Here is a 24,818-nt window from a genome sequence, read left to right on the forward strand (position 1 = left end):
GTTCAATCTCGGTTGTGACAGTTTCAATTGCCTCCGTGAAATCACTGAACTCAGTTAAGCAGGTGCAGCCTTAACCCAGACAAATTCCTATTGAACAGAGATTCTGCCGGCTTTCTCGCTGCCACCTATGTTACTATCTGTAAAACCTATCTTCTCAGCAACATCGATGGGCAAGGTTCTGGTCTTAAACGCCTCATACGAACCCCTTAACATTACTAGCTGGAGGCGGGCAGTTGTTCTGTTAATTAAAGGCAAAGCCGAACAGGTAGAGCACAACGGCAAGGTCGTCTATGCGGAAATGCCATTGCCTACGGTTATTCGCCTGCGGCAGTATGTCCGGGTTCCCTATAAGGAAATTCCGTTGACTCGCCGGAATATCTTGCATCGAGATGCCCACTCTTGTCAATATTGTGGCTATTCCGGAGACGATCTGACCCTTGACCATGTTGTGCCTCGATCGCGGGGAGGTGGCGATAGCTGGGAAAATATTGTCACAGCGTGTGTGCGTTGTAATGTCAAGAAGGGCAACCGCACCCCCAAAGAAGCCAGTATGCTGTTGCGTCAAACTCCACACAAACCCCACAGCGGTCTCTATTTTGAAGTCACGAAACACATTAAAAGTGGGTTGCATCAAGAGTGGCAAAAATATGTGATTGGAATCTGACCCCCGGTGTAGCTATCTATCCGGGGGATTTTATTCGCGTGCGCCTAGTGAAGAAATCTTTGGTATTTATAAGGGGCAGTGACTGCACCATTCAGGCTATAGGGTGTATTGATAGCAAGAGACGGTTTGATGACCCTTGGATGGACGCAGATGGGGTCTGCCTAAAGGGAGAAACTTTTCCATAGTCTGTGCGTCTATCTTACTTTTTTGCCAAGATCGAGGTAGGTTGTGAATTGAATACGGCTAAAGAGAAACCCTTGAAGAGAACCCAGAGGTCTGTACGCTGCTACCAACTGAAGAGGGGGTTAGCCAACGATCGGCGATCGACGGCATGCATTTTCCAGATTTACTGTTGACCCCGCCTAGACAAATGAACGACATGAAAACCAATTCGCGTAAAACTCAAGATAGCTCGCTGCTTGTAGCAGATCCGTTGAAAGAGCCAAATCTAGAGACAAGGGTAACAAGCCCATCCGGTTCAATTGAGAAGCATTCAGACCTGGAGTCCAAGTCTGAGGAGTCGGAGCCTCAACCAATGTCGCCTCAAGCTTGGACAATGGCTAAACAGCGGGCTGAGGAGTTACGTCAACTGCTAGAACGGCATCGGGGCGATCGACAGTTGATCATTTTGCAAGATTTCCCTGATCCAGATGCATTATCTAGTGCTTGGACTTATAAACTCATTGCACAACAATTTGATATTCACAGCGACATTGTTTATGCCGGAACCCTCAGCCATCAGGAAAATATTGCGTTGGTGAAGCTAGCGGGACTGCCAGCCCAGCGATGGGCAGTGCAATCGGTTAAAGATCGAGGGCTGTCTGCCTATCAAGGCTGCGTTTTTGTTGATAACCAAGGAACCACCACTCAGCTACTTCATTTGGTGCAGCAGGCGCGATTACCAATTGTTGCCGTTATTGACCACCACACTAGTCAGGGCAGTCTGCAAGCCGAATTTGTTGATTTGCGTCCGCAGACCCGCGCTACTGCCACCATCTTCACCCAATATCTGCAAGCCGGACTGCTGAAATTTGATAGCAGCAACAGCGAACATGTAAAGTGTGCCACCGCTTTAATGCATGGACTGCGATCGGACACCAATCGTCTGATGCAGGCTCAAGAAGAAGACTTTATCGCCGCTGGGTATCTTAGTCGGTTTTATGACGCTCAGTTGCTCAATTCTGTTCTCCAGGCTTCTCGCTCGAAACGGGTGATGGATGTGATTGAGCGATCGTTGCGCAATCGGGTTGTGCGAAACAGCTTCTCAATTGCGGGGGTTGGATATCTGCGCTATGACGATCGGGATGCCATTCCACAAGCAGCGGACTTTCTGGTGACCGAGGAAAATGTACATACCGCAGTCGTGTACGGGATTGTCCATGATGAAGATGAAGATTTAGAGGTTGTCATTGGCTCGCTTCGCACGAGTAAAATTACCCTCGATCCCGATGAATTTATCAAAGAAGCTCTGGGACAAGACACCGACGGGCGCTTCTTTGGAGGTGGGCGATCGATGGCCGGTGGTTTTGAAATCCCGATCGGCTTTTTGTCGGGCTTCAATGAAAGCAGCGACTATACCCGACTCAAATGGGAAGTGTTTGACGCACAAATCAAGCAAAAGCTGCTGCGGTTGGTCAATCCGGAAGACGGTGTCATTGGCAATATTTGAGGAAATTCTTCCGAGTATTCTGTTAGCTAGAGTGGCTCATGAAGTTTTTATGGAGCTTTATCTAGATTTGAAAGGGAATTTAAACAGGAATGGTTTAATAGAGGCAAAGGTTGTTCAATCACAGATCAGCGAATTGAAGCATTGACGAGTTGAATCAACTGTGCATTCATGAGAAATCCGCTCTTGATCTTGATCATGACGATCGTCTCTCTGGTTCCAGGTTCCAGTAGTCGAGTGAGCCGTTCTGCTTTGATTCCATTGGCTTTAGCAGATGCTTTGCCCATTCGGCCCAAGGTGAACACAACTTATACCGTTTGTGGCATTGCCTCCTACTATGACCTCAGTGGTATCACTGCCAACGGTGAAGCCTTCAATCCTAAAGCACTAACGGCTGCTCATCGCTGGATTCCCTTCGATTCGTGGGTGACCGTCGTCGATCAAACGACGGGACGATCGGTAAACGTCCGCATTAACGATCGTGGGCCGTGGGTCGATCGCCATATCCTAGACTTAACACCAGCTGCCATTAATATGCTTGACCCCAATCGCACTCTCGATTTGCGCTCGGTTTGCATTCACTGGTAGGGTTGGCAACGGATGGTCGCTGAGGTACAGCAAAGTAGAGCCGGAAGAAGCAGCTCCTATTCCAAACAGTGCGATCGCTTCCTTTTAAAGTCGGTTTAAAATCTTAAAATTTTTTAAAATCGATCAACATGCGGGAACTGTTCATGAGCTTTGGCTCGTGCTGCTTCGCCACAGGTGCGGGGCGTGGGAAAAATTTTGTCAGGATTGGCCAATCGCTTGGGATCGATCGCACTGCGCACCAACAGCATCGTCTCCAAATCGACCTGGCTGAACATTTCTGGCATGTAGCAGCGCTTATCGGCTCCGATTCCATGTTCTCCGGAAATACTGCCACCGACCTGCACGCATAGTTTGAGAATATCTCCCCCTAAGGCTTCCACCGCTTCTAACTGCCCTGGAACAGCATTATCAAACAAAATCAATGGATGCAAATTGCCATCTCCCGCATGAAACACATTTGCCACCCGATAGCCGTGCTTTGCACTGAGTGACTCAATTTCGCGCAACACGTACTGAAGCTTGGTGCGAGGAATGACCCCATCTTGTACATAGTAATCGGGGCTAATTTTACCCATTGCGGCAAATGCTGCTTTCCGTCCTTTCCAGAGAGTGAGCCGTTCGATCGGATCGGTGGCAGTGCGAATGCAGCGTGCCCCATTTTGACGACAGATCGCCTCAATCTGCTGACTGTTCGCGGAAACTTCCACTGCTAAGCCATCTAGTTCAATCAGCAGAATTGCCACGGCATCGCGAGGATAACAATTCGTGGCCACCACATCTTCTACGGCATTGATGCTGAAGTTATCCATCATTTCCATGCCGGCCGGAATGATGCCAGAACGAATGATGTCAGACACAGCTTGGCCTGCGGCCTCGACGCTGGTGAAATCTGCCAGCAACACGTGAATCGCTTCCGGAGCTTTGAGGATGCGCAGGGTGACTTCGGTGGCAATGCCCAACGTTCCTTCTGACCCTACAAAAATTCCCGTGAGGTCATATCCGGGTTGCTCCGGAATTTTGCCGCCCACATCCACGATCGTCCCATCCGGCAGCACCAATTTCAGCCCCACAACATGGTTGGTGGTGACACCGTACTTGAGACAATGCACCCCGCCAGAATTCTCGGCGACATTGCCACCGATCGAGCAAATAATTTGGCTAGATGGATCAGGTGCATAGTAAAACCCAGCTCCGCTGACGGCTTGCGTTACCCAGTTATTAATCACACCCGGCTGCACCACCACTCGCTGATTGGGCAAATCAATCTCTAAGATTCGATTCATTCGTGCCGTAACAATCAGCACACAGCCTTCGACTGGTAATGCCCCTCCGGATAGCCCCGTTCCTGCACCACGTGCGATAAACGGCACTTGGTAGCGATCGCACACCTGTACGACTGCGGCTACTTCTTCGGTTGTTCGTGGCAGCACCACCACGTCTGGGCGCTGCCGATAACTTGTCAAACCATCGCATTCGTAAACCAATAACTCTTCCTTGCGCCGTACCACGCCATCCTTGCCAACAATCGCCGCCAGAGCGTTGACGATCGGCTGCCAGTCTCGTGGATGATTAGCACGAGGCGGATTGAGAACAACCATAGGAACTGAAGATTTAGCTACTACTGACGATCGTAATACTAAATCCATCCGCTTACGGCGCTAGCTACTATTTCTGGGCAGTGAGTTGCTTAAAAACAATCCATTCTGCTTCAACCAGGGCGATTGCACCACCTGGAAACGGATCGGTTTGGCTGCGATTAGGGGCTGTCAATAAGTTCACCAGTTTCTCAATGTGTTCAAAGCTAGGTTCTGTGGGCAGAAGCGATCGCAGCACGTTGCGCAGCACCCGTCGCTGCAAGGCCAATGGGGCGGTTTTCAAAATCGATCGATTCAGCGTGTGTCCCTCTCCCTTCACCCGCTGCCACCAGTCATTCGTCATCGCTTCCAAATATGCCACCTCTGCTTGCAGCAGTTCAGCGGTTTGGGCCAAAGCAGGTTCAACCTGAGGATTAAAGTGGGTTTGCAAATAAGGAATCAGTTCTTGTCGAATGCGATTGCGGGCATAACGCGAATCTTGATTGGTGGCATCTTCCCAGATTTGTAAGTGGGCCTCTCGGCAAAACTGTCCGGTTTCCGATCGGGTTATGTCCAATAGTGGCCGCACTAACCAAACACCAGGAACTAATAAACGCCGCCACGTCAGCGCTTGTAAACCATCGGCTCCACTACCCCGTACTAGGTTGTATAACAGCGTTTCAACTCGATCGCTCGCCGTATGCCCTGTCACCACATGACTGTACCCCTGCTGGGCTGCAATTTCAGCCAACTCGCAATAGCGCCAATCGCGAGCCGCCGCTTCTGTTCTGGGCAAGGCTTCAGGAGCCGTGATGCCATAATAGGGAAGTTGCCAGTCGTGGGCTAATTGTTCGACATAGGCAGCATTAGCTGGCGCATCCAAGCGCCAACCGTGGTTGCAATGAACGATCGCCAACTGCCACTGCCACTTCGGCTGTAAATCAAGTAATAGCCGCACCAAACACAAGGAATCTTGTCCACCCGAAACCGCTACCAGCAATCGCTGCTGTTTGGGAAGAAGTTGACGATGCCGCAAGGTGCGGTGCAGCCGAGCATGTAACGCAGTCCAAGTCAGGGACATGAAGGGCATGGCTGATGGCAAGGAGTTTGATCAAACTGAGTCTAGAAATCTTAACTTAATAATTAATCTTGATCTAATTCGGGATAAATGGGTTGATCCTCATTCCACTGTTCGGAATTGCGGCGGTAGAGGTCATCGCGGGGTGGACGGCGTTTTGATCCGCGCTCCGCTCGAGGCTCCGATCGGTAGCTCTCGTCTTGATAGATATCTTCTCTAGGGGAACGGCTTTCGCGCAACAGTTTTGGTGGGGGTTCTGGGCAAAACTCTAAGCGAATGCGCACCCGCCCACGCTGCCAGCCTTGATTGCCAAACCGCAACACCTCACAACGAGTTCCCCGATCGCTAAACCAACCTTCTTGTTCTTCAGACCAATCTTCTTCTTGATCGCTGACTAACTGGGCCAGCGCATCTAAAAATTCGCTGACTTTAAAGGTTGGGTTTGACATCAACACACGACCCGCTCGCACAAACATGACTTCATCGTCGCTAAGAGTGACAAAATTTTCGTTGGGCGTCGGGATACCGAAATCATTATTCATTGTTTAAAGTCCTGGAGTTCCGTTGCAAAGTCTACTTTTCCACTCGATCTTACTGCCCAGACAGACGACTCAGCCTGAGAGCTTCCGCTTTGCAGAGCAGACGCTATGACTCAAGCCCCGTGTTTGTGGTTGGACTCTAACATCCAGCTATCTCTTCAATCCGTTCAATCAGGACAGGCTTCGTCGTTTACGGCTGTAACTCCGTCAAAAAATTGGGCATTTCTAGAACATGAAAATAGACCAGAGCAGACACAACAAGCGTATACAGAGTGGCACTACCCAACCCTATCAGCAATTCTCGTTTCACATTGCGATTATCTTCAGCCCAAAACATATCAACGGCACCAAACTGCATCATCACCATACCCAGAACGTTTGAGAGCCAATAGCCGACGATTGTGCCAGGCAAAAACCAACTGGCATTAAGCCAACTGACTCCATAACCAAAGACCAAGGCGATCGGCAAATTAAAAAATAAATCATTCCACCACGATAAGGGAGACAACAGGTAGCCAATCCCCATTAAGGTGCTGCCCCGCAGTTTCTTGAGTAAATTGATCATTTCTATGGACTATCTCGATGGTTCACCAGAGGTGCTTTGGCTTAAGTTTCAGTTTAGTCTTTCTACACAGAATTATCAGCGTGTAACTTCCTAAGTAAGCTTAGATCTATACGCTTCTTCTCATAGGCTGCATGATGTTCGATCGAGTTTTTGATAATCGCCCCTTTGTCGAGCGACTGCTAGAGCCAATTTTCACTCCCTTACAAGAGTGGCTGGCGGTTCATCCACTGTGGAACTGGCTGCTGACACATCCTTTATGGCTGTTGGGGTTAATGGTGCTGATGTTGTTTTTATTGGCAGGACTATTGGGAGCAATTGCCCGCCTCACCGAAGCCGTATGGTTAGCCATTCTGCAAGCCCCTCTACGGCTTGTGCAACTGCTATTTTGGGTCATCGTCAAGCTGCTCAAACTGCCATTTACTCCCAGGGTTTTACCTGCAATGCCATCCAGATCTACCAGTGCTCCAGTTCCGCCCCTTGGGAATCAACTTGATATTCAAGCACGACTCACGGTGCTTCTCGATCGCTTAGATGGACTTAGGCAAGAACAAGACGAGTTGCTCCAAGAAGTCCGATCGATTTTGGCGATAAGCTCAGAAGCCGTTGAACCCCCCTCACCCCCCCTAGAGAAGTTACCGAGATGAGTAGATGGGTGAACGCAACTTTTGGTTCGTTGACCTTTTGTCCATTAGCCTTTCTTGTCAACTCTCAGCCCCGAATTCCCAACTCCCATCCCTAGCCATTCCCACTGCCCAAAATTAGCAATCCCAGCATTGTCACACTGTTCCACAGGCTATGCAGCAGCATGGGAGCCAGCAAACTGCGCGATTGGGTATAAATATAGCCCAATACTCCGCCCAGCATGGCGAGGGGCAAGACTTCCGACAGACTAAGGTGAGCCACGGCAAACAGTAGGGCACTGAAGCCGATTGCTGCCCACGGCGACACATACTTGGTAAGTGAGGGTAGCAGAAAGCCGCGAAACAATAGTTCTTCAAAAACGGGTGCGGCGATCGCGGCTGTGACAAAAAACAGCGTCAAGGCGACCCCATCCCCCTCTTCCAACACGGTTTGCAGCAGCGGATTACTGCCTCCCTGCCCTTGCCAAATCTGTTGGTTCACCAGCGATACCCCCAGCATCAGCGGCAGAGCGACTAGATAGCCGCCTACTCCCCAAACCAGCCAGTTGCGTTTTCCCTTCAGCCGAAACCAGTCTTCCGGCAAGGGAAAATAAGGTCGAATTGAAAGATATAGCACCAACAGCCCCGTTCCTGCCATCAATAGATAGTAGGTAAGGGTATAAACGGCTCGGGCACGGCTGCCAAAGGCCGAAAAGTTGAAGCCGAGTCCTCCTAACAGCAAAGGTAAGGCTACCTGTCCCACCAGGAAAAACCCAAGTATTAGCACTTGCAGGATGGTCTCCCAAGTCCAAGGAACTTGCCAGGACAAGTCTTCAGGGGTGTCTGTTGGCTTCCGCAACAAGCGCCGCACGGTGAATCCAATTAGCAAAATAAAGCCAGCAATGCCTCCTAGGGTGGGCAGCACACCAACCAAGGCTAGTTTCACGATCGTTTGTTGGGCAATCTCTTGTTCAGTGGCTTGCAGGGTGCTCAAGCTGTCTGATCGCTGCTGCAACTGATACAGCCGACTTAAGGCTCGATAGCGAAACCATCCTTCTAAATTCCTTTGAAGCAGTGACTCAGCATCAGGCAAAATTCGAGGAGGGGTACTCCATAGCCCCGTCAGTACCGTGGCTGTTTTACTAAGAGAGTTCTGACTTGTGGTCCGGTTGGCATCGTTCACATTCGCCCACGTATTCAAAGCAGCGTCTGAGTTGCCCTGCTCGGCTTGCAAAATGCCAATGCGCAGATCTAGCTGATTGATCAACAATTGTTGCTGTTGAATAGAATTACGAACTTGCTTCGTTTCGGCGGTATCTGCCAAACTGCTGACCGCTGGTGGAGCCGATTCGGTTTCTAGTTCCACATTAGGGGCGAGCCTAGCCAGTTGTTTCTCAAACTTATCTAGATTTGCTGCCGCAGACTGGCGTACTTTTTCGTACTGTTCCAGGGCATCATTAAGTGGTTGATCGCCCAGTAGGGCCCGTTGTGCCACCCCCAAATCGACCTCATCGGCAGAGTTGGGATCGCGCAGTTCTGTAGCTTGCAGTAATAAATCTGTTTGATATAGTTGAAGGCGATCGTTCACCTGGGGTTCGCCTAAGCTACCCAACAGCGAACCGCCGATCAGCAGTACCACTGCGATTGTCATTCCCACCAAAATAATCTGCTTGACTCGATTGGCTGTCATCCTATCTTTCCCTATGCCTGCAACTGCCCGCGCCACAAAATAGCATCTAGTTTATCCTTCCCAACAGCTTCTACCGGACTGTAGATATTGTAGAGTTTAGGAAAGCCCTAAGTTTGCGCTCGGCAACTTATTCACTAGGAAACAGTTGTGAATCCCTCTACCCTTCCCTTCACAATTCCAGACGTGATGAAAAAGCTTAAGACAAAATAGAAGCTGGTCAAGAGTCAGATTCTACCAGCGGGTTGGGGCTATCACTCCTTCGGATTAAGGCTCCGATTCCTGCAAACAGGCGATCAGTGTGGCAAGGTGCTGTTCGGCTGAGTCTACTGAGGGGGTTTATCATTCTTCTGAGATAGGCGAAGATAAGGCTGGTCTAGATTTTGGCTCAGTTGCGGTCAAAATCCTTCAATTAAATTAACGACGTGTGTGGTGTAAGCGAGTGAATGTGATCCCTTCCTTTAATCTAACGGAACAGTACAAATTAATTAGCGAAGAAATTAGTGAAGTTTCGCTAGAAATTCTGACCTCTGGGCAATATATCGGCGGCGATACCGTCAAGCAGTTTGAACAGCAGTTTGCGGGCTATATTGGCTCTGATCATTGTGTTGCGTGCAACTCAGGAACCGACGCGCTGTTTTTGGCCTTGCGATCGCTTGGTATTGGGGCAGGAGATGAAGTAATTACAACCCCGTTTACCTTTGTGTCCACTGCCGAAGTGATTTGTGCGTTGGGTGCAGTTCCGGTGTTTGTCGATATTGAACCGCAGACGTTCAATCTGGATTTAAGCCAAGTTGAAGCCGCCCTTACCAAGCGTACTAAAGCAATCATTCCAGTGCATTTGTTTGGCAACCCCGTCAATATGACGCCGTTGATGACCTTAGCGCAGGCACATCGGCTTTGGGTGATCGAAGACTGTGCTCAGGCAACGGGCGCAAAATGGGATGGTCAACCAGTAGGCAGCATTGGGCATCTTGGCTGCTTTAGCTTCTATCCCACTAAAAATTTAGGAGCTTGTGGAGACGGAGGGGCAATTACAACCAATGACGTTGCCCTTGCCGACAGGTTGCGAATGCTGCGAGATCATGGTCAGCGCCAACGCTATGTTTATGAAGAGATTGGTGTCAATAGTCGTTTAGATGCTTTGCAGGCAGGGATTTTGCAAGTTAAACTGCGCTATCTAGAAACCTGGAACCAGCAACGTCAAACGATCGCTCATCAATATCAGCAATGGTTAAGTCCTTTACCAGGAATCATCTTGCCACAGGAAATTGAAGGTGGCGAAAGTGTGTGGAATCAATACACCGTTCGTGTATTGACGCCAGAGGGGGCAGAAAATCAACGCGATCGAGTTAAACAACAGCTTCAAAAGCACGGAGTTGGCTCAACCATCTACTACCCTATTCCCCTGCATCTTCAACCCATTTATGCCACTCTTGGCTATCAAGCCGGACAATTACCCATTGCCGAACAAGTGGCGCAAGAAGTGCTGTCATTACCAATGTTTCCAGAGTTGACAATCGAGCAACAACAGCAGGTCGTGTATGCGCTGAAGGAAAGTATGGTGAAAACATGAGCGATGAGCGTTGAACTAAGACAATCACTTGGTTGGACTTGCGGCATCACTTGCAGCAGCAGAGATCTGTTAGAAGGGTCAGAGAATAATGCGATCGCTCTGTGGCTGAGTTGGGAACCTTACTTACTATTGAATTAACCATTGAATTACCTGAAAGTCGAGTTATGGCGCTGGTTCAACCCAAACCGTGGGAGAACTCCCAATCATGACCACAACCACACCCCCTTCAGACAACCCCAGGCTCGATCGCGTCGAACAAATTCTGGCGTCCCTTGCCGAGCGACAAGACCGTACCCAACACCAGCTTGACCAGCTAGAAGGCACGGTTGAGCAGCTTGGCGAGAAGATCGATCGCATCACGTCTGAATTGGGCGAGAAGATCGATCGCATCACGTCTGAATTGGGCGAGAAGATCGATCGCATCACGTCTGAATTGGGCGAGAAGATCGATCAACTAGCGGATGAGCTTGACCAGGAAGCTGAGCATGTAGGAGCTACCTTTCACCAAATTGAGCAACGCCAAAACCAAACCGATCGGCAAATTGCCCAACTTGTTGAACGCATGGATGCTTCCATTGCCCAAGCCGAGCGCGATCGTGTGCAGTTTCAAGGTGTGATAGAGCGCTTGCTGCTGGTGCTGACGCAGCAAATGAATGGCAGCAATGGAGGGTAGGAGGCATAACCAAAATTGTCCCTCCTCGGCCTGTGCTCAACGCCTTGAGCAGCATTGCGTAGCTAAAGCTCAGCAGGGCGTTAAACCGATCTTTGAGTGGGCGACGATTCCGTCCAGAAAACTGAAAAGCTGGATCTGTGTTGTCTGAGAGCAGGTGAGGTAATGCTCCAAAGTACAAAGCTCTCAGATTACCTTCCAGTCCCAATAGGGAGGCGATCGATTCAGCTTGAGGAGCTTGTTTAAGAACACGCTGCATCTTCAGGAAACAGTTGCATTGGGTGAGCCTTCTCTCCGTGTACCAGGCGCACTTCTTCAGGCAAACATACTGGAGCAAGAGAACAACGGATACAGAGCCGTTCGTTTGTAGTGACAGGAGGACGTTCGGTAGATTGCCGTAATTGTCGTGCCCGTTTTTATCGGAATGCTTGTCGAACAGTTAATTCCAGTCCTGGTAACAGCACATCGGTCAAAACCGTTTCACCTGTGTAGGTGCGCGGCGGCGCATCGGGATAAAATACAGTAATGCTCTTAGCTCTCGGATCAACCACCCAAACCCTTGATACTCCAGCACTCAGATAATCAGTGGCTTTTTCAGTCATTTCTCCAAAGGTTTGATCCGGCAAAATAATCTCGATCGCCAGCTCTGGTGGCACAGGGCAGGGGGCATCTTCTGCCCAGCTATCTGGAAGCCGATCGTAAGAAACATAGGTTAAATCGGGCACCGGCACCCAATCTACCTCGTTGCGCTTGAGGGTGATGCCCCACTCTGGGTAAACCTGCCCACACTGCTGCTGCTCACACCAATCATCCAACAGCCTCAGCAAAATTTTCTGACTGCCCGCATGAAAAAACTTAGGAGACACTTTCGCTATTGCTTGTCCATCGACTAATTCATAAGCCACATCCCCTGCCGGGATGGTCAGGTATTCTTGCAAGGTTAGAGCTTTGCTGGAGGATTGAACCATAGGAGGTGCTGCCCTCGTCAGGGAATGCTTCTAGTGTACCGTTCAGCGTTGAGGGTAATCAAAGGAGGAGGGAAAAACGCCTGGAGGCGATCGGAGGTTTGGAGCTACAGCAGCACGCCTATTGCCTTACAAAAAATCTTCAGTTTTCTAAGGTTCAAGCTTTGTTGATCTACCTTACTCAAGGTGGCATAGTTTGGTGCGGCATTCTAGTATTGCAATCGGGTCTTGCAAGTGGGTTTCGCACAGCCACTAAATTGGTAAAACCCTGCACAAGGTAGAATCACCTTATGGCATCGGGTGGTTTACCGAATGCTGTTCAACTGCGTTACATTTGCCTAATCTTGCTGGGCGATCGTTCCTATGATCGTTCCTATGATCAGTGCTTTTTCCAAGTACTGTAGGGGCGATCGGGTTTCATTGGCCGTCACCCCTACTGTCAGTTAATAGCTAATTTGCAGAGTCACACTTGCCTGCACTTCTTGTTCACCCCCGATCACCGGAGTAGGAACCGATTCAGCTGCTTGCACGGCTCGATCGGTCCGGAATAGAATCGGCGGAGAATAGGCGGCTCCATTGACTTGAATTCCAACAATTTCACCTCGTGTTAGACCCAACGCTGCGAAGGTAGCGTCTGCTTGGGCTTGGGCATCTTCCGTGGCTTCACGAATAGCTTGTTGGCGAGCTTGAGCCAAGGCAGCATCGTCAGCAACAAAGGAGATTCCATCAATGCGGGTGGCTCCAGCTTGAACCATGTCGTCGAGCAGTGCACCTGCTTGGGACGTAGGGACACGAAAACTGACCGTATTAACGCCAGCATAGCCCGTAATCCGAGCGGTGTTATTGCTGTAATCATAAACAGGATTCAAGGACAATCCTGCGGTTTGCAGCCGAGTGACGCCCTCTCGCGATCGCAACTGTTCCACAATCGCATTCGATCGACGTGCAACTTCTTGCTGTACTGCTTCTGCTGTCTCACCTTGCACTTCTACCCCTAGTGTCACCTGAGACAATGTAGTAGCAACTGTTTCTGTTCCTTGACCTGTTACTGTCAACGTCCGAATCAGTGCTTCTTGTGCAAACGCTGGAGACACCATAGCGAGACTCAAACAACTAATCATTACAGGAATAGCACGACGAATTGGTTCGATCGCAAAGGTCGATCGTTCCATCAAGGTCAATCCTTTCACAGAAATCTCCTCACAGAAATACAAATAAAAGAAACAAAAGGATATTTGGCACTGACATAAGTCATACTTGAAGCGGTAATAGGTGCTAGGTAATCATCTGAAAAACTTACCTATTACCCATGACAAAACCCTAGTATCACTTGTCGAGGCGCGTCTTGATATCCCATGACGGACAGTTGTAGCGAAAAGTTCTAACAGAACGTTTTAACCAACCGTCTGTCTTTCTAATCTGTCATTGCTGTGAGGTGAATGGAAACTAAGTTGCAAATTTTGCAACTAAACTTTATTGGATTGGCGCAGTCATTGTGATTGGTTGTATGAAACTATTGCATGGTTGACTCTGAAATTAGCGCTGCTCGTTCTTCAGGAGCTTGGGCAACCAAGTGGTTCTTGCCATGTAGGAAGAAGTAGAGGGTGGCAATCGCCAAAAAGACAGCAACTCCCCAGACACCAGGGCGATAGTCCGGAACAGCGAAACATGCGATTAAAGCCAACATGGCTAAAAAGGTGCCGATCGCCGCTCCCCAAATTCCTAACGGACTTTGGTAGGGTCTCGGTAGGTTCGGGTGGCTAAGCTTGAGCTTGATGTAACTGAGCATCACAAGCAGGTAGGAGATCACCGCTCCGAACACAGACATGTTCACGAGTACTGGCCCCACACCACTGTCTCCTGAGACGCTAATGAGTACGGCACAAATCAATGCCACGACGGCTCCTAAGCAGAGTGCTCTGTAAGGAGTATAGGTTTTACCCGTGACCGACAACCAGCGTGGTAAGTAACCTGCCCGCGACAGGGAAAACAAAATGCGACCATAGGCATAAACAATGGTGTGGAAGCTGGCAAACAAGCCACAAATTAAAGCAAAGGTCGTGATCAGCGTGGCTGTCGATCCAGGGCCAAAATATGCCTCCAATCCCAAAATCATGGGTGCGGCGGCTTCTCCGACGGCAACGGCTCCACCTCCGACGCCTGTATTCAAAATCAACGTGAAAATAGAGAGCACAATCAAGGTATAGATTCCCGTAATTAACCCGGCCGGCATACTTCTGTTGATATCTTGCGTCTCCTCAGCCGCTAGAGGAAGTTGCTCGATCGCTAAATAGAACCAGATACCATAAGGAATAGCTGCGAATACCCCTCCCCAGCCTTTCGGCAACCAAACTGATTGTCCTGGATTGGGAGGAATATTAAGCAAAAGGTCTGGGTTAAACAAGCCCGATAATAAGATACTGACTGAGAAAATCGCTAGCACTAGAATTGCGATCAGCGTAATGAACAACGCTACATAAAAGGTTAAGTCGGTTCCCCAGATATTAATCAGAACAAAAATGGCATAGACGATTAACCAAACTAGATAATTGGGAATGGCTGGAGCCAGTGGACTGATGTAGCTACTCACTGTAACCGCAACAGCGGCAGTAGCAATGAGGTATTCGATCGCAACGCAAATGCCACAAAAAAAGCCCAAGAATGGGCCGAAAGCGTGACGAGTAAAGGAATAAAAGCCACCTGCATGGGGAAGGGCTACAGATAGTTCTGCGATGCTGTAGACCATGCAGATGTACATGACGGCCATTAAAGCCGTCGCGATCGCCAATCCCCAAAAACCACCCACCGCTAGACCATAGTTCCAACCATAAAAGTCCCCTGAAATCACGGCTCCGACACCTAGTGCCCAAAGTAACCATGCATTAGCACTACCTCGCAGTTGCCGTTGCCTCAAATAGCTGTCGGGAACTTTTTCATAGGAGATGAATCCGCGAGACTTTTGCATAAGCTAGACAGTACTCCTTACTCGATCAGGAAGAGAATTCAGAACTTGAGATTTGCAGCAAAAGATACACAACAGTCTTGTAGAGGGTTTTCCGAGGTATACACGCTCGTTTACCCAACCTGTTGCAAACATCAGACAATAAAAGTAATTGAGTTGTCGCTATAAATTTGCCTCCGCATTACTGCGAAGGCTAGAAGCAATCTAATATACAGCGTAAATTTCTTACGCCCGGAAAGCTTCGGTACCTGAACTGACCGGTTGAAAACCCTCGACAAATCCTCCAAACTGGTAGGTAGCCAAACACAGCGGTGTGTCTCTAAAAGGAAGGAGGAAACTAGCATGGACGCAGACCAACAGCCTACTCTCTCGATTGCGTCCTCTAGTGGCGAGAATCATAACCCTGAGATGGGCGGAGGGCTACCTGTCATTCAGTACTGGGCTGAGCATACACTATCCCCCGAAGGGCCAAAGCTCTGGCAAACCTTAACTCATAAAAGCGCCTGTCTCTCTTGTGCGTGGGGAACGGGTGGGCAAAAAGGCGGCTTTACTAATGAAGCAGGCGAAACATTGCAACGCTGCATGAAAAGTGTGGAATCTATTTCGGCTGAAATTCAGCCAGCCGTGCCTGCTCAGGTGTTTGCCCAGAAACGAATTACCGAACTGCAAAGCTTAACCTCGCTCGAAGCCGATCGTCTAGGTCGCCTCAGCTATCCCATGATTCTGCGAGCAGGCAGTTCCTATTACAAACGCATTTCCTGGCATGAAATTTATGCCATTGCCGAAGCGGCATTTCGGAAACCGCCTGAGCGCATTGCCTCCTACAGTTCTGGACGTTCTTCTAATGAAGCAGCATTTTTGCTGCAACTGATGCTGCGGACGATCGGTTCCAATAATTTAGCTGACTGTTCGGATCTGTGTCATGCGCCTTCAACGGTGGGGCTAAAGCAAATGTTTGGCTCTGGTACGTCAATGGTCAGCCTGGAAAGCTTGAAGCAAGCTGATTGTGTGGTGTTGGTGGGGTCGAATGCGCCCGCGAATCATCCTCGCTTAATGAATGAGTTGATCAAACTGCGCGATCGGGGCGGCAAGGTGATTGTGATTAACCCAGTACTGGAAGTGGGACTGGTCAAGTTTGGGTCGCCTGCTTTTCCAGTGAAGTCGCTGTTGACTGGTTCTGAAATTGCCTCGATGTACGTACAACCAATTCCCGGTAGTGACACCGCCCTGTTTGTTGGTATTCAAAAAGCGCTACTAGAGCAGAATTTGGTGCAGTGGGATTATTTGAAAGCCCACACAGAAGGCTGGGAAGCTGTTGTTGAACAGGCTCGATCGACCCCTTGGGAGGCGATTGTCAATACTTGCGGTGTTTCTCAGGCTGAAATTGCCACCGTTGCCCAACTGATTGGTCACTCCAATGGCGTGGTGTTTGCCTGGGCGATGGGTATCACGCAGCACGATAACGGTGTCGATAATGTCTACAGCATTGCCAATACAGCCCTCCTGACTGGAAATGCCGGCAAAATTGGAGCGGGGACGATGCCGATTCGCGGTCATTCCAATGTGCAGGGCTATGGCTCGATGGGGGTAACGGTGCGACTGAAGCAAGAGATCCAGACGGCGATGGAAAAGCTGCTGGGGCGATCACTCAGTCGCGTTCCGGGTTATGACACTCGCGCTTTGATTGAAGCAGCGGATGCGGGTAAGGTAGATACGCTGATTTGCATTGGCGGTAATTTGTATGGAGCGAATCCCAACTTGGTCGAAGCCAAACGTGCCCTCGGTAAGATTGAAACCATTATTTATCTAGCCACGAAGCCCAACCTGGGGCATTTTCACGGCTTGGCTAAACAGAATACGCTGATCATTCCTGTATTCAATCGCTTTGAAAATCCTCACAAAACCACGGTAGAATCGGGTAACAATTTTGTCCGCCTCAATGATGAGGGCAAAACTCATTTGAAAGATGCTGATTTGATCGCTGAAGTAGATTTCCTCACAGAAATTGCCGATCGCGTCTTGGGTAATGATCCAGTTGAATGGCGGAATTTGCAGAACACTCAATATGTTCGGCAACTAATTGCCGATATTATTCCTGGATATGAGAAAATTGCGACGATCGATCAGACACAAGAAGAATTCACAATTGGTGGTCGTATTTTCACTAAACCGAGATTTGCAACGGAATCTGGCAAAGCCATCATGTTCACTACACCGTTACCTGACTTGTCTCTTCCTCAATTTCAGGACTTTGGCTTACCTGAATCTACGTTCGGTTTAATTCTGACCCTAATTACTGGACGCAGCTATTCACAGCACAACACTGTGGTTTATAAAGCGCACGATCGCTATCGCGGTATGCCACATCGAAACTGTATTTTAATGAATCAATTTGATGCAGAGCGAGCAGGACTGCAAGAACATCAGCCTGTGACGGTGCAAGGCGATGCGGGCAAATTGCAAAATGTAGAGATTATTTATGGATCGGTGCGTCGAGGTTCAGCCTTGATGTTTTACCCCGAAGTGAATGTAATCTTTAAAGCCAGAATCGACAAGCGCTGTGGTACACCCGCTTTTAAGCGCGTTCCGGTTGCCGTCTATGCTGAAACAGATGGAGGTAATTCTGTGTCGATCTAAGCTATAAGTCAAGCTAGCTAACTCTTAGTCTGTACGAGTTAACTGCATCAGTCATGCTGTGCTAGCTCATCCTACCTATAAGAACGTACCAGTAAAAACGTACCAGCAAATGTTCAGCGCAATGGCCCAGCCAAAATCACATTGGAGATGGCATCGGTAACATCGCTGGGTGGTTCAGAAGCCAACTGGTCGTACCATTGTTGTGTCACTTCTGGATCTTTGCCGTGAATTTGTTCGGCTCGCTTTCGGGCTTTCCGTACAACGGCATTGGCTCGTTCAATCCGTTCCGTTTCATAGCGCTTCAGCGCATACTCTACGCCCAGATTTGTGGTCATCAAATAGCGCCGCAGCACCAAGGCATCTTCCATAGCTTGGCAACCACCTTGCCCCATATCTGGACAAGTGGCATGGGCCGAATCGCCCAGCAGCGCCACTCGACCGCGCACATACCGATCGATGGGCCCCACATCATGAATCACCGGACGCGCCACTTCGTAGGGATTGAGGCGATCGATCAGGACTTGCACAGGCATGGCCCAGCCGCGAAAATGCTCGCGCAGTTCTGCCTGATAGGTCTCTGGATGATCGGGTGTCTCCTTGGGCAGCGGCACATCTAAAAAGAAATAAAACCGATCGCCCCCTACGGGCATGAGAGAAGCGCGTTTGCCATCTCCAACATAAATCACCCAACAGTCCTTAGGAGCCAGCGTTTCATCGGCGGCCACAAGTCCGTTCCAGTTGATGTATCCGGCGTAGGTTGGCGTCACTTCTTGTTCCGATACATAGGTGCGCAGAATCGATCGAATTCCATCTGCGGCAATCACTAAATCGCCTGTTGCTTGATGACCATTCTCAAAAAACGCCGTGACGCTATCTGCGGTTTCCTCAACTCCCACACATTGATGATCGAGTTTGACCTCACCGCCAAATGCCTCTAGCAGCATCGTCTGTAAATCTCGCCGCGCTACTGGATAAGGACGTTGCCCCACTTTATAAATTAACGGCATCAAGTCAATTTCATTGAGCCGCTCTCCAGTTTTTGTGCGATATTCCATGCGGTTCATCTGTCCGCCAATTTGGGCAATTTGTGGCCCTAATCCTAGATAATTCAGAACTTTCACGCCATTTGACCACAGCGAGATGCCCGCTCCCACTGGGCGCATTTCCTTGATGCGATCGTAAATTTCAACTTCATATCCGGCTTGTTTCAACGCAATGCCCGCTGTCAATCCGCCAATTCCGGCTCCAATGACTACAATCTTGAGCTTGTCCATGCTGCTTGTCTCCCGATCGCGCGGCTAGAAAATTCACAGAAATGCAGAATCAAATCTCAAAATTAATTTAAAGCTTGTTTGCCTCACTCTGCCACCGCGCCATGATCCCGTTTCCCTAAAGTGGCTCCCTAATGCCCTAGTCGGATTGTTCTTGGGGTACCACAGGTTTAGCAAATTGATGAAATGCTACCAAACTAATGCTGCATCCAATGCCACCCAACAGCGTAAATAGTCCACTTAATGACAAACCTTGAGCCAGTGGCTGTACTCCTGCCCCACCCAACGTCATGCCGCCATCAAACCCAGCTAAGAAAAAGCTGTAGACGCGCCCCCGTACCTTTGTGGGTGCCGAAAGAGAGACGATCGCCGACAACACTGGAAACAACGCACCAAATCCTAGCCCATACAATATCGACCACCATACAAGCTGTTGTGGCAATCGCGATAAACCAATCAACGCACTACCCGAACACAAAATCGCCATACTAATGATCCACCGTTGGGATACGACCCCTCCCCAGCGCCCTAGCCCAAACCGAACTAGCACTGCAATCAGAGCATTGAGGCTATAGAAAATAGCGGCATTGTCGATAAATAAGGGTAGAAACGTCACCACACTACCGTGAAGGAATGAACCAATAAAAAAGATAAACGTAGCGTCACGAATGGGAAATGTCAAGATATATTTCCAGAGAAATTGAATGGATTGACGGAGCGAATTTTGAGACGAATGAGATGATGCTTTTTGAGAGCAACGGAACAACCAAGGTAACGGTAGGCTAATTATTAATCCTAGAATTGTCAGACCCATCAATGTAAACAACAGCGCCGTGAACCCATTGGTGGCGTAGACATAAGCCCCCAGTAGTGGCCCCAAGGAAAACCCGATCGTGTTCGACATCGCCAAATACCCCATCATGGCTGTGCGCCGATCGACGGGTACGAGATCCGCTAGCATCGTTTGCGAGGCCGTCGCCAGCGCCGCTTGACTGATGCCATGCAGCACTCGTACTCCCATGAGCCACTGTGGGCTAGGCGACCAACCATACAGTGGCAAAATGCCTAACATCATCACTAATCCTAGCCACAGAATGGGTTTGCGTCCCCAGCGATCGATCAGGACTCCAATCCACGGACGAAACAACAATAGCCCGGCCGCCATTGCACCTACCACTAACCCAACTGGGGCGGTTTGTCCCCAGCGATGGGTGAGGTATAGAGGCAAAACGGGAAAAAATGCCGTCACTTGGGTAAAAAACAGCAACATCCCCACACAAATGCACACCAGCCACAGACGATATTGCCAGTGCGGAGATGCCAGCTTCAGAGATTCCAAATCTGAAGCAGATACCCGATCGCTTGAAGAAGCCATGGATTAGCCCTACGGTATTAATCAGGAAAGATACTTGCGCAAAAACGGTAAGATGCCATCTGCTAAGCGATCGGGATATTCTTCGTGTAATCCCAGCGAACCGGGCATTCGGTAGACCTGAACCCCGGTAAAATGGGCTAGAAACTCCATCTCAGCGAGGGACTTAGGTGGAGTTTGTTCACCAATCACTAACATCACAGGCAGGGGCGGCAGCGGCTGAAACTGCTCCACAAACTCGCGGCGTTGACGAACGGGATCAAGCGCTCCGGTGACAAAAGCGGCTGAGGCGTGTCTGGCTCCCCATTTTTGAGTTGTGCGCCACTTTTGAGCTATTAAGCTACGGGTAACGTGTTTGGGTTCAGCAAAAACATGACGACGCATCATAAAGCGCAGGAACGGCGGCAGAGTATTCAACAGATAGAGAAATTGTCCCAGTAACGGCAGCTTAATCAGCCAGCGCAGCAGCGTGTAGAACCAGCGGTTTTCCCCCATTGCCGTGGGCAAGGGACCGCGCCAAGTCGGAGCTACCAATACCACCCAAGACCAAGGAGCCGTCGATCGCTGCGCCAATTCCATCACATATCCAGCCGCATGACCCGCCGCAATCACCACCACGGGTTCTGCAAACACCGATCGCACAAAGTCCTTGAGAAACGATCGATAAACCGCTGGTTGATAATTTAAGGCTGGACGAGACGATTGCCCAAATCCTGGCCAGTCCACCAAAATCGCTTGATAGTGTGAGCAAAGATGCTCAGCCAGCCCGCGCATTTCTTCACGAGTGGATACACTGCTAAAAGCAGGCAGCAGCAAAATGGGTGGACCCTCTCCCAGCACTTCATAGATGGCCGTGATGGGTTTTTTCTGCCAACTCCAGTGAAACTCATGAATCGTACCGCTGATCGAGGTCATGATTGGCAATAAGGCTCCTGACGTTCGCTCTCGATAATAGATAATAACGGGTGTCAATGCTAGGGCGGTTGATTGAAACAGATGCCATCTTTTTTGCCGAACTTCGTGCGACTGGCGATCGTCAATATTCTTTCTAACTTGATGGTTCCCCTCGCTGGTTTGATTGATACCGCCTTTCTGGGACATCTAGACGAGATTCACCATTTGGCCGGCGTGGCGCTGGCAACGGTCATTTTTAATTATGTCTACTGGACGTTTGGGTTTTTGCGTATCAGCACCACAGGCATGACGGCTCAAGCGGTAGGACGGGATGATTCTAATGCGGTTTGGCTCGTCGCGCTGCGGCATATTCTGCTGGGCTTGGGCTTGGGTTGTTTGATTATGCTGCTGCAAGTGCCGTTGCGATCGATCGGGTTTACGCTGTTGAGTGCCACACCAGAGGTGAAAGCGTCCGGACAGTCCTATTACAATGCCCTGATTTGGGGTGCACCTGCCACCTTAATTGGCTTTGTTTTGCTTGGGTGGTTTTTGGGACGGGCCCAGGGGCACAAGGTTTTGCTGCTCTCGTTTATCAGCAGCAGCAGCAATGTGCTTTTAGATTACGTATTTATTGTGCGCTGGGGTTGGGGCAGTGCGGGGGCAGGCTGGGCCACAGCTATTAGTCAATACTTATTGCTGGTTGTCGGGTTGGGGCTGATGGTGCAAGAACCATGCCGTCCACCGCTAAAAACGATCGCTTCCCAATTGTATGATCCGCTGGCGTTGAAAGCGGCATTTACCCTAAACCGCGAAATCATGGTGCGGACGCTAGCCCTTGTGACAACTTTTTCGGTGTTTACCAATCTCAGTTCGCTGTTGGGAACGACGGTGCTCACGGCTAATACGGTAATGCTGCAAGTCGTTACCTTGGCGGCATACTTCATTGATGGCATTGCCTTTGCCACCGAAAGTTTTGCCGGCTTGTTTTATGGGCAACGGGCAACGCACTCCTTGCTGTACCTGATGCAAGTGGCGGGCGGAGCTAGTTTGGCGCTAGGACTGTCGGTTGCCGGCGGGTTCATTGTGTTTCCCGATCGCCTATTTGGCTTGCTCACCGATCATCAGTCTGTCCTCGATCGATTACATGACTACGTTCTTTGGCTGCTGCCTGTGTTGGGGTTTGGGGCGTTGGCGTACATGCTAGACGGGTACTTTGTTGGGCTAACGCAAGGACGAGTGCTGCGCGTAGCCAGTCTATATTCGTCGTTGTTGGGGTTTGCGCCCGTGGCGATCGTTGCTTGGCAGCTACACAGTGACCATCTGCTGTGGCTCGCCCTAGCTGTGTTTATGGCAGCTCGGACGCTGACACTAGGGGTTCGGGTACCAGCTACACTGGACTCGGATTCAATCAGCGATCCGAACTAACCCGCAACTGCCTGCACCGTTGACGGAGAAACCTCTGTAAACTGGATAATATCCTGACGCGGATCAGCATACGCTACTCGAATGTGCAGTCGATCGCCCACCTCGATCGGGCGGTTAAAGCGCATGGCCATCTCCAGTCCCAGTTCCTCCAGTAGCACCAACCCCAAGTTTTCGTGCTCACGCAGCCAACGTAACAGCAACGCTTGCCACACATCCTCGGAATGCCGCCGCAGAAACTCTAAGCCCCAATAGCGGTTCGTGTGCCGTTCCACTAGTGTGGCTTCATAGGCAGTGCTGCTGATGGTTTGAATGAGTTCTTGGGTTGTGGCGGTTGAGAAAGGCAGTGGCTCACCGCGCAAATGAGCCTTGATTTGAAAATGCGCCAACAAATCCGTGTAACGCCGAATGGGGGAAGTAACTTGAGTATAAGTATCTAACCCCAAACTGGCATGACGAAACGGCGTGATGCTCACTTCACTGCGGGGCATACAGCGTCGAATGGCACAATCACGCACTGGGCCAGGCGGTAACTGCAACAGTTCCCCTTCTGAGGGCAACTCTGGCTGAGCCTGTCCCCGGAACGGCAGCGCCAAATTGTGAGCTTCGCCATAGCGTCCCGCCACTTCGCCTGCCAAAATCATCATTTCGGCAACGAGATTGCGCGAGAGGGAATCTTCCAGCACTTGAATCGTGATTTCATCATCACACACTTTAATCGATGACTCTGGCATGTGAATGCTGATCGCCCCTTGCGACTGTCGCCAAGCTTGCCGTCGTTTTGCCCAGGTGGCGATCGCTTCCAGTTCAGGTTCTGCTTGAATCCCCAACTCTAGCATTTCGTCTACATCTTCATAGGTGAGGCGATAGGTAGGCTTTACCAAACTGGCATGGATTTCATAGTCTTCCACCTCCCCAGTTTCGTGCAGCACTACGCCAAAACTGAGCGCCGTACACACCTGCCCCTGATTGAGGCTCATTGGCCCAGTTGCCAATTCAGTGGGAAACATGGGGATCATTCCCGTAGGGAGATACACAGTCGTGCAACGGCGACGGGCTTCCAAATCTAACTCATCACCAGGTGTGACCCAGCGGGCCGGATCGGCAATGTGAATCCATAACCGCTGTTTGCCGTCAGCTAAAAACTCAACGCTTAGGCCATCATCAATTTCACGTGTGCTTTCGTCGTCGATCGTATATAGCTTAAGATGCGTCAGATCGAGCCGGTTCGTATCCGGATCAGGCGGCGGACAATTGAGGTGGCGTTGAGCCATTTCAAGCACCTTGCTAGGGAACTGAGTAGGAAGCTGACTGCGCCGCAAAAACAAGTTTTCGTGGGGACTCCACAATTGCAGATCCACTAGAAGTTGAAAAGCGGCTTGTGAGGTTTCTGGGCGACCTAGAGCAGACAATGTCTCGAGGGCGGGCGCTCGATGATTCGCCTCTTCTGCAAAGACAGCATAACGCTCTAGGGACTCAAGACGAGGACGATCGCTACTTTGCCATTCTACTGTTTCTCCTGACAAGGCGGCTTGCAGACGCTCTAAGAACCCTTGCCATTCCAGAAGTCGCTGCGCTTCCATGCTGGATTGATGCTTCAATTCCGTCACTTGGGCAGCCGAGCGAGGTTCATAGCGATCGCCTTTCTGCTTGAAGTAAAACTTATCTTCGGACAGCAAATAGTAAGCAGCGTAACAGAGTAATGGCGATTGTTCCGAAAACAGCAACATTGCCATTGCTGCTGGATCAACTGGCTCCCCATCTTCGACTAACAGTTCCCACGCAACTTCTAAACTGGAGGGATCAAGATAGGGTTGAATTGACTGCCAAAACCCAGCAATGTCCGTTGGTTTATACGACTGTCCAGCTATCACATAGCTAATTTGCCGTGGATGTAGAGTATGCGGCTGTCCGCGCTCATCAATCGCAATCCAGTGCTTCTTTCCTTCGGGGCGATCGACAACCGCTAACCGGCGAGGACGAGTTTTGTCTGAGGTATTATCACCTTGCAGTCGAAATTCAATAAGGGTTCCCTTCTCCATGGGAGTTGTGCAATTGTGAGGAACGG

20 protein-coding genes and 1 pseudogene are annotated in these 24,818 nt (G+C 50.0%); 8 read left to right on the top strand and 13 right to left on the bottom strand.

Annotated elements, in window-relative coordinates; all coding sequences use genetic code 11:
* Positions 1-166 precede the first annotated feature (166 nt).
* From OXH18_RS15650 to OXH18_RS15660, 3 genes are all read left to right on the top strand, one after another.
* A complete protein-coding gene (locus tag OXH18_RS15650) occupies positions 167-664 on the top strand; it encodes an HNH endonuclease (protein WP_268608034.1) in 498 nt (165 codons plus the stop codon).
* 379 nt (positions 665-1,043) lie between these two features.
* Positions 1,044-2,333 (top strand): DHH family phosphoesterase, encoded by a 1,290-nt coding sequence (locus OXH18_RS15655; protein WP_290428413.1) that lies wholly within the window; start codon positions 1,044-1,046, stop codon positions 2,331-2,333.
* A 168-nt stretch (positions 2,334-2,501) separates the two neighbouring features.
* Entirely contained in the window at positions 2,502-2,918 is a 417-nt protein-coding gene (locus tag OXH18_RS15660) for a septal ring lytic transglycosylase RlpA family protein (protein ID WP_268608035.1), read from the top strand.
* Positions 2,919-3,031: 113 nt separating this feature from the next.
* On the opposite strand, the gene glcD is transcribed toward OXH18_RS15660, so the two are convergent.
* From glcD to OXH18_RS15680, 4 genes are all read right to left on the bottom strand, one after another.
* Positions 3,032-4,516 carry a glycolate oxidase subunit GlcD gene (glcD, locus tag OXH18_RS15665; RefSeq protein WP_268608036.1) on the bottom strand — a complete coding sequence of 495 codons (1,485 nt, stop codon included), beginning with the start codon at positions 4,514-4,516 and terminating at the stop codon, positions 3,032-3,034.
* A gap of 67 nt (positions 4,517-4,583) precedes the next feature.
* The gene (gene tilS / locus OXH18_RS15670; protein ID WP_315874736.1) at positions 4,584-5,567 is read right to left on the bottom strand and encodes a tRNA lysidine(34) synthetase TilS; all 984 of its coding nucleotides are present in this window, start codon (positions 5,565-5,567) and stop codon (positions 4,584-4,586) included.
* Between the two features lie 68 nt (positions 5,568-5,635).
* On the bottom strand, positions 5,636-6,112 hold the full coding sequence (locus tag OXH18_RS15675; RefSeq protein ID WP_268608038.1) for a KGK domain-containing protein: 477 nt from the start codon (positions 6,110-6,112) through the stop codon (positions 5,636-5,638).
* Between the two features lie 187 nt (positions 6,113-6,299).
* A complete protein-coding gene (locus tag OXH18_RS15680; protein WP_268608039.1) occupies positions 6,300-6,674 on the bottom strand; it encodes a hypothetical protein in 375 nt (124 codons plus the stop codon).
* Positions 6,675-6,805: 131 nt separating this feature from the next.
* Here OXH18_RS15680 and OXH18_RS15685 point away from each other — a divergent pair, with 131 nt between their 5' ends.
* Entirely contained in the window at positions 6,806-7,318 is a 513-nt protein-coding gene (locus OXH18_RS15685) for a hypothetical protein (RefSeq protein WP_268608040.1), read from the top strand.
* Between the two features lie 91 nt (positions 7,319-7,409).
* Here OXH18_RS15685 and OXH18_RS15690 read toward each other — a convergent pair whose 3' ends face one another.
* Positions 7,410-8,984 (bottom strand): CPBP family intramembrane glutamic endopeptidase, encoded by a 1,575-nt coding sequence (locus tag OXH18_RS15690; protein WP_268608041.1) that lies wholly within the window; start codon positions 8,982-8,984, stop codon positions 7,410-7,412.
* Positions 8,985-9,423: 439 nt separating this feature from the next.
* Here OXH18_RS15690 and OXH18_RS15695 point away from each other — a divergent pair, with 439 nt between their 5' ends.
* A complete protein-coding gene (locus OXH18_RS15695; protein WP_268608042.1) occupies positions 9,424-10,557 on the top strand; it encodes a DegT/DnrJ/EryC1/StrS family aminotransferase in 1,134 nt (377 codons plus the stop codon).
* A 205-nt stretch (positions 10,558-10,762) separates the two neighbouring features.
* Complete coding sequence (locus tag OXH18_RS15700) at positions 10,763-11,230, top strand: hypothetical protein (RefSeq protein WP_268608044.1); 468 nt, start codon at positions 10,763-10,765, stop codon at positions 11,228-11,230.
* A gap of 43 nt (positions 11,231-11,273) precedes the next feature.
* On the opposite strand, the pseudogene OXH18_RS25545 reads toward OXH18_RS15700, so the two are convergent.
* The 4 genes and pseudogenes from OXH18_RS25545 to OXH18_RS15720 form a co-directional block, all read right to left on the bottom strand.
* Positions 11,274-11,643, bottom strand: a pseudogene (locus OXH18_RS25545) (CRISPR-associated endonuclease Cas1); the annotation flags it as partial.
* Positions 11,644-12,195, bottom strand: a complete 552-nt coding sequence (locus tag OXH18_RS15710) for a Uma2 family endonuclease (protein WP_268608045.1) — start codon at positions 12,193-12,195, stop codon at positions 11,644-11,646. It abuts the pseudogene before it with no gap.
* A 440-nt stretch (positions 12,196-12,635) separates the two neighbouring features.
* The gene (locus tag OXH18_RS15715) at positions 12,636-13,382 is read right to left on the bottom strand and encodes an SIMPL domain-containing protein (RefSeq protein WP_268608046.1); all 747 of its coding nucleotides are present in this window, start codon (positions 13,380-13,382) and stop codon (positions 12,636-12,638) included.
* A gap of 323 nt (positions 13,383-13,705) precedes the next feature.
* Complete coding sequence (locus tag OXH18_RS15720; RefSeq protein ID WP_268608047.1) at positions 13,706-15,157, bottom strand: amino acid permease; 1,452 nt, start codon at positions 15,155-15,157, stop codon at positions 13,706-13,708.
* A 339-nt stretch (positions 15,158-15,496) separates the two neighbouring features.
* Between OXH18_RS15720 and OXH18_RS15725 the strand changes: the two genes are divergently transcribed.
* A complete protein-coding gene (locus tag OXH18_RS15725) occupies positions 15,497-17,791 on the top strand; it encodes an FdhF/YdeP family oxidoreductase (RefSeq protein ID WP_268608048.1) in 2,295 nt (764 codons plus the stop codon).
* 113 nt (positions 17,792-17,904) lie between these two features.
* Here OXH18_RS15725 and hpxO read toward each other — a convergent pair whose 3' ends face one another.
* From hpxO to OXH18_RS15740, 3 genes are all read right to left on the bottom strand, one after another.
* Positions 17,905-19,065, bottom strand: a complete 1,161-nt coding sequence (hpxO, locus tag OXH18_RS15730; protein ID WP_268608049.1) for an FAD-dependent urate hydroxylase HpxO — start codon at positions 19,063-19,065, stop codon at positions 17,905-17,907.
* Between the two features lie 136 nt (positions 19,066-19,201).
* Positions 19,202-20,437: an MFS transporter gene (locus tag OXH18_RS15735; RefSeq protein WP_268608050.1), complete on the bottom strand. Its 1,236-nt coding sequence runs from the start codon at positions 20,435-20,437 to the stop codon at positions 19,202-19,204.
* A 21-nt stretch (positions 20,438-20,458) separates the two neighbouring features.
* Positions 20,459-21,349, bottom strand: coding sequence for an alpha/beta fold hydrolase (locus tag OXH18_RS15740; RefSeq protein WP_268608051.1), 891 nt, complete (start codon positions 21,347-21,349; stop codon positions 20,459-20,461).
* An 81-nt stretch (positions 21,350-21,430) separates the two neighbouring features.
* Here OXH18_RS15740 and gntT point away from each other — a divergent pair, with 81 nt between their 5' ends.
* On the top strand, positions 21,431-22,753 hold the full coding sequence (gene gntT, locus OXH18_RS15745; protein ID WP_268608052.1) for a guanitoxin biosynthesis MATE family efflux transporter GntT: 1,323 nt from the start codon (positions 21,431-21,433) through the stop codon (positions 22,751-22,753).
* Here the strand turns inward: gntT and OXH18_RS15750 are convergent.
* Positions 22,750-24,792, bottom strand: a complete 2,043-nt coding sequence (locus OXH18_RS15750) for a ribonuclease catalytic domain-containing protein (RefSeq protein ID WP_268608053.1) — start codon at positions 24,790-24,792, stop codon at positions 22,750-22,752. The genes gntT and OXH18_RS15750 overlap by 4 nt on opposite strands.
* Between the last annotated feature and the right edge of the window lie 26 nt (positions 24,793-24,818).

The organism is Thermocoleostomius sinensis A174 (assembly GCF_026802175.1).
GTDB lineage: Bacteria > Cyanobacteriota > Cyanobacteriia > Elainellales > Elainellaceae > Thermocoleostomius > Thermocoleostomius sinensis.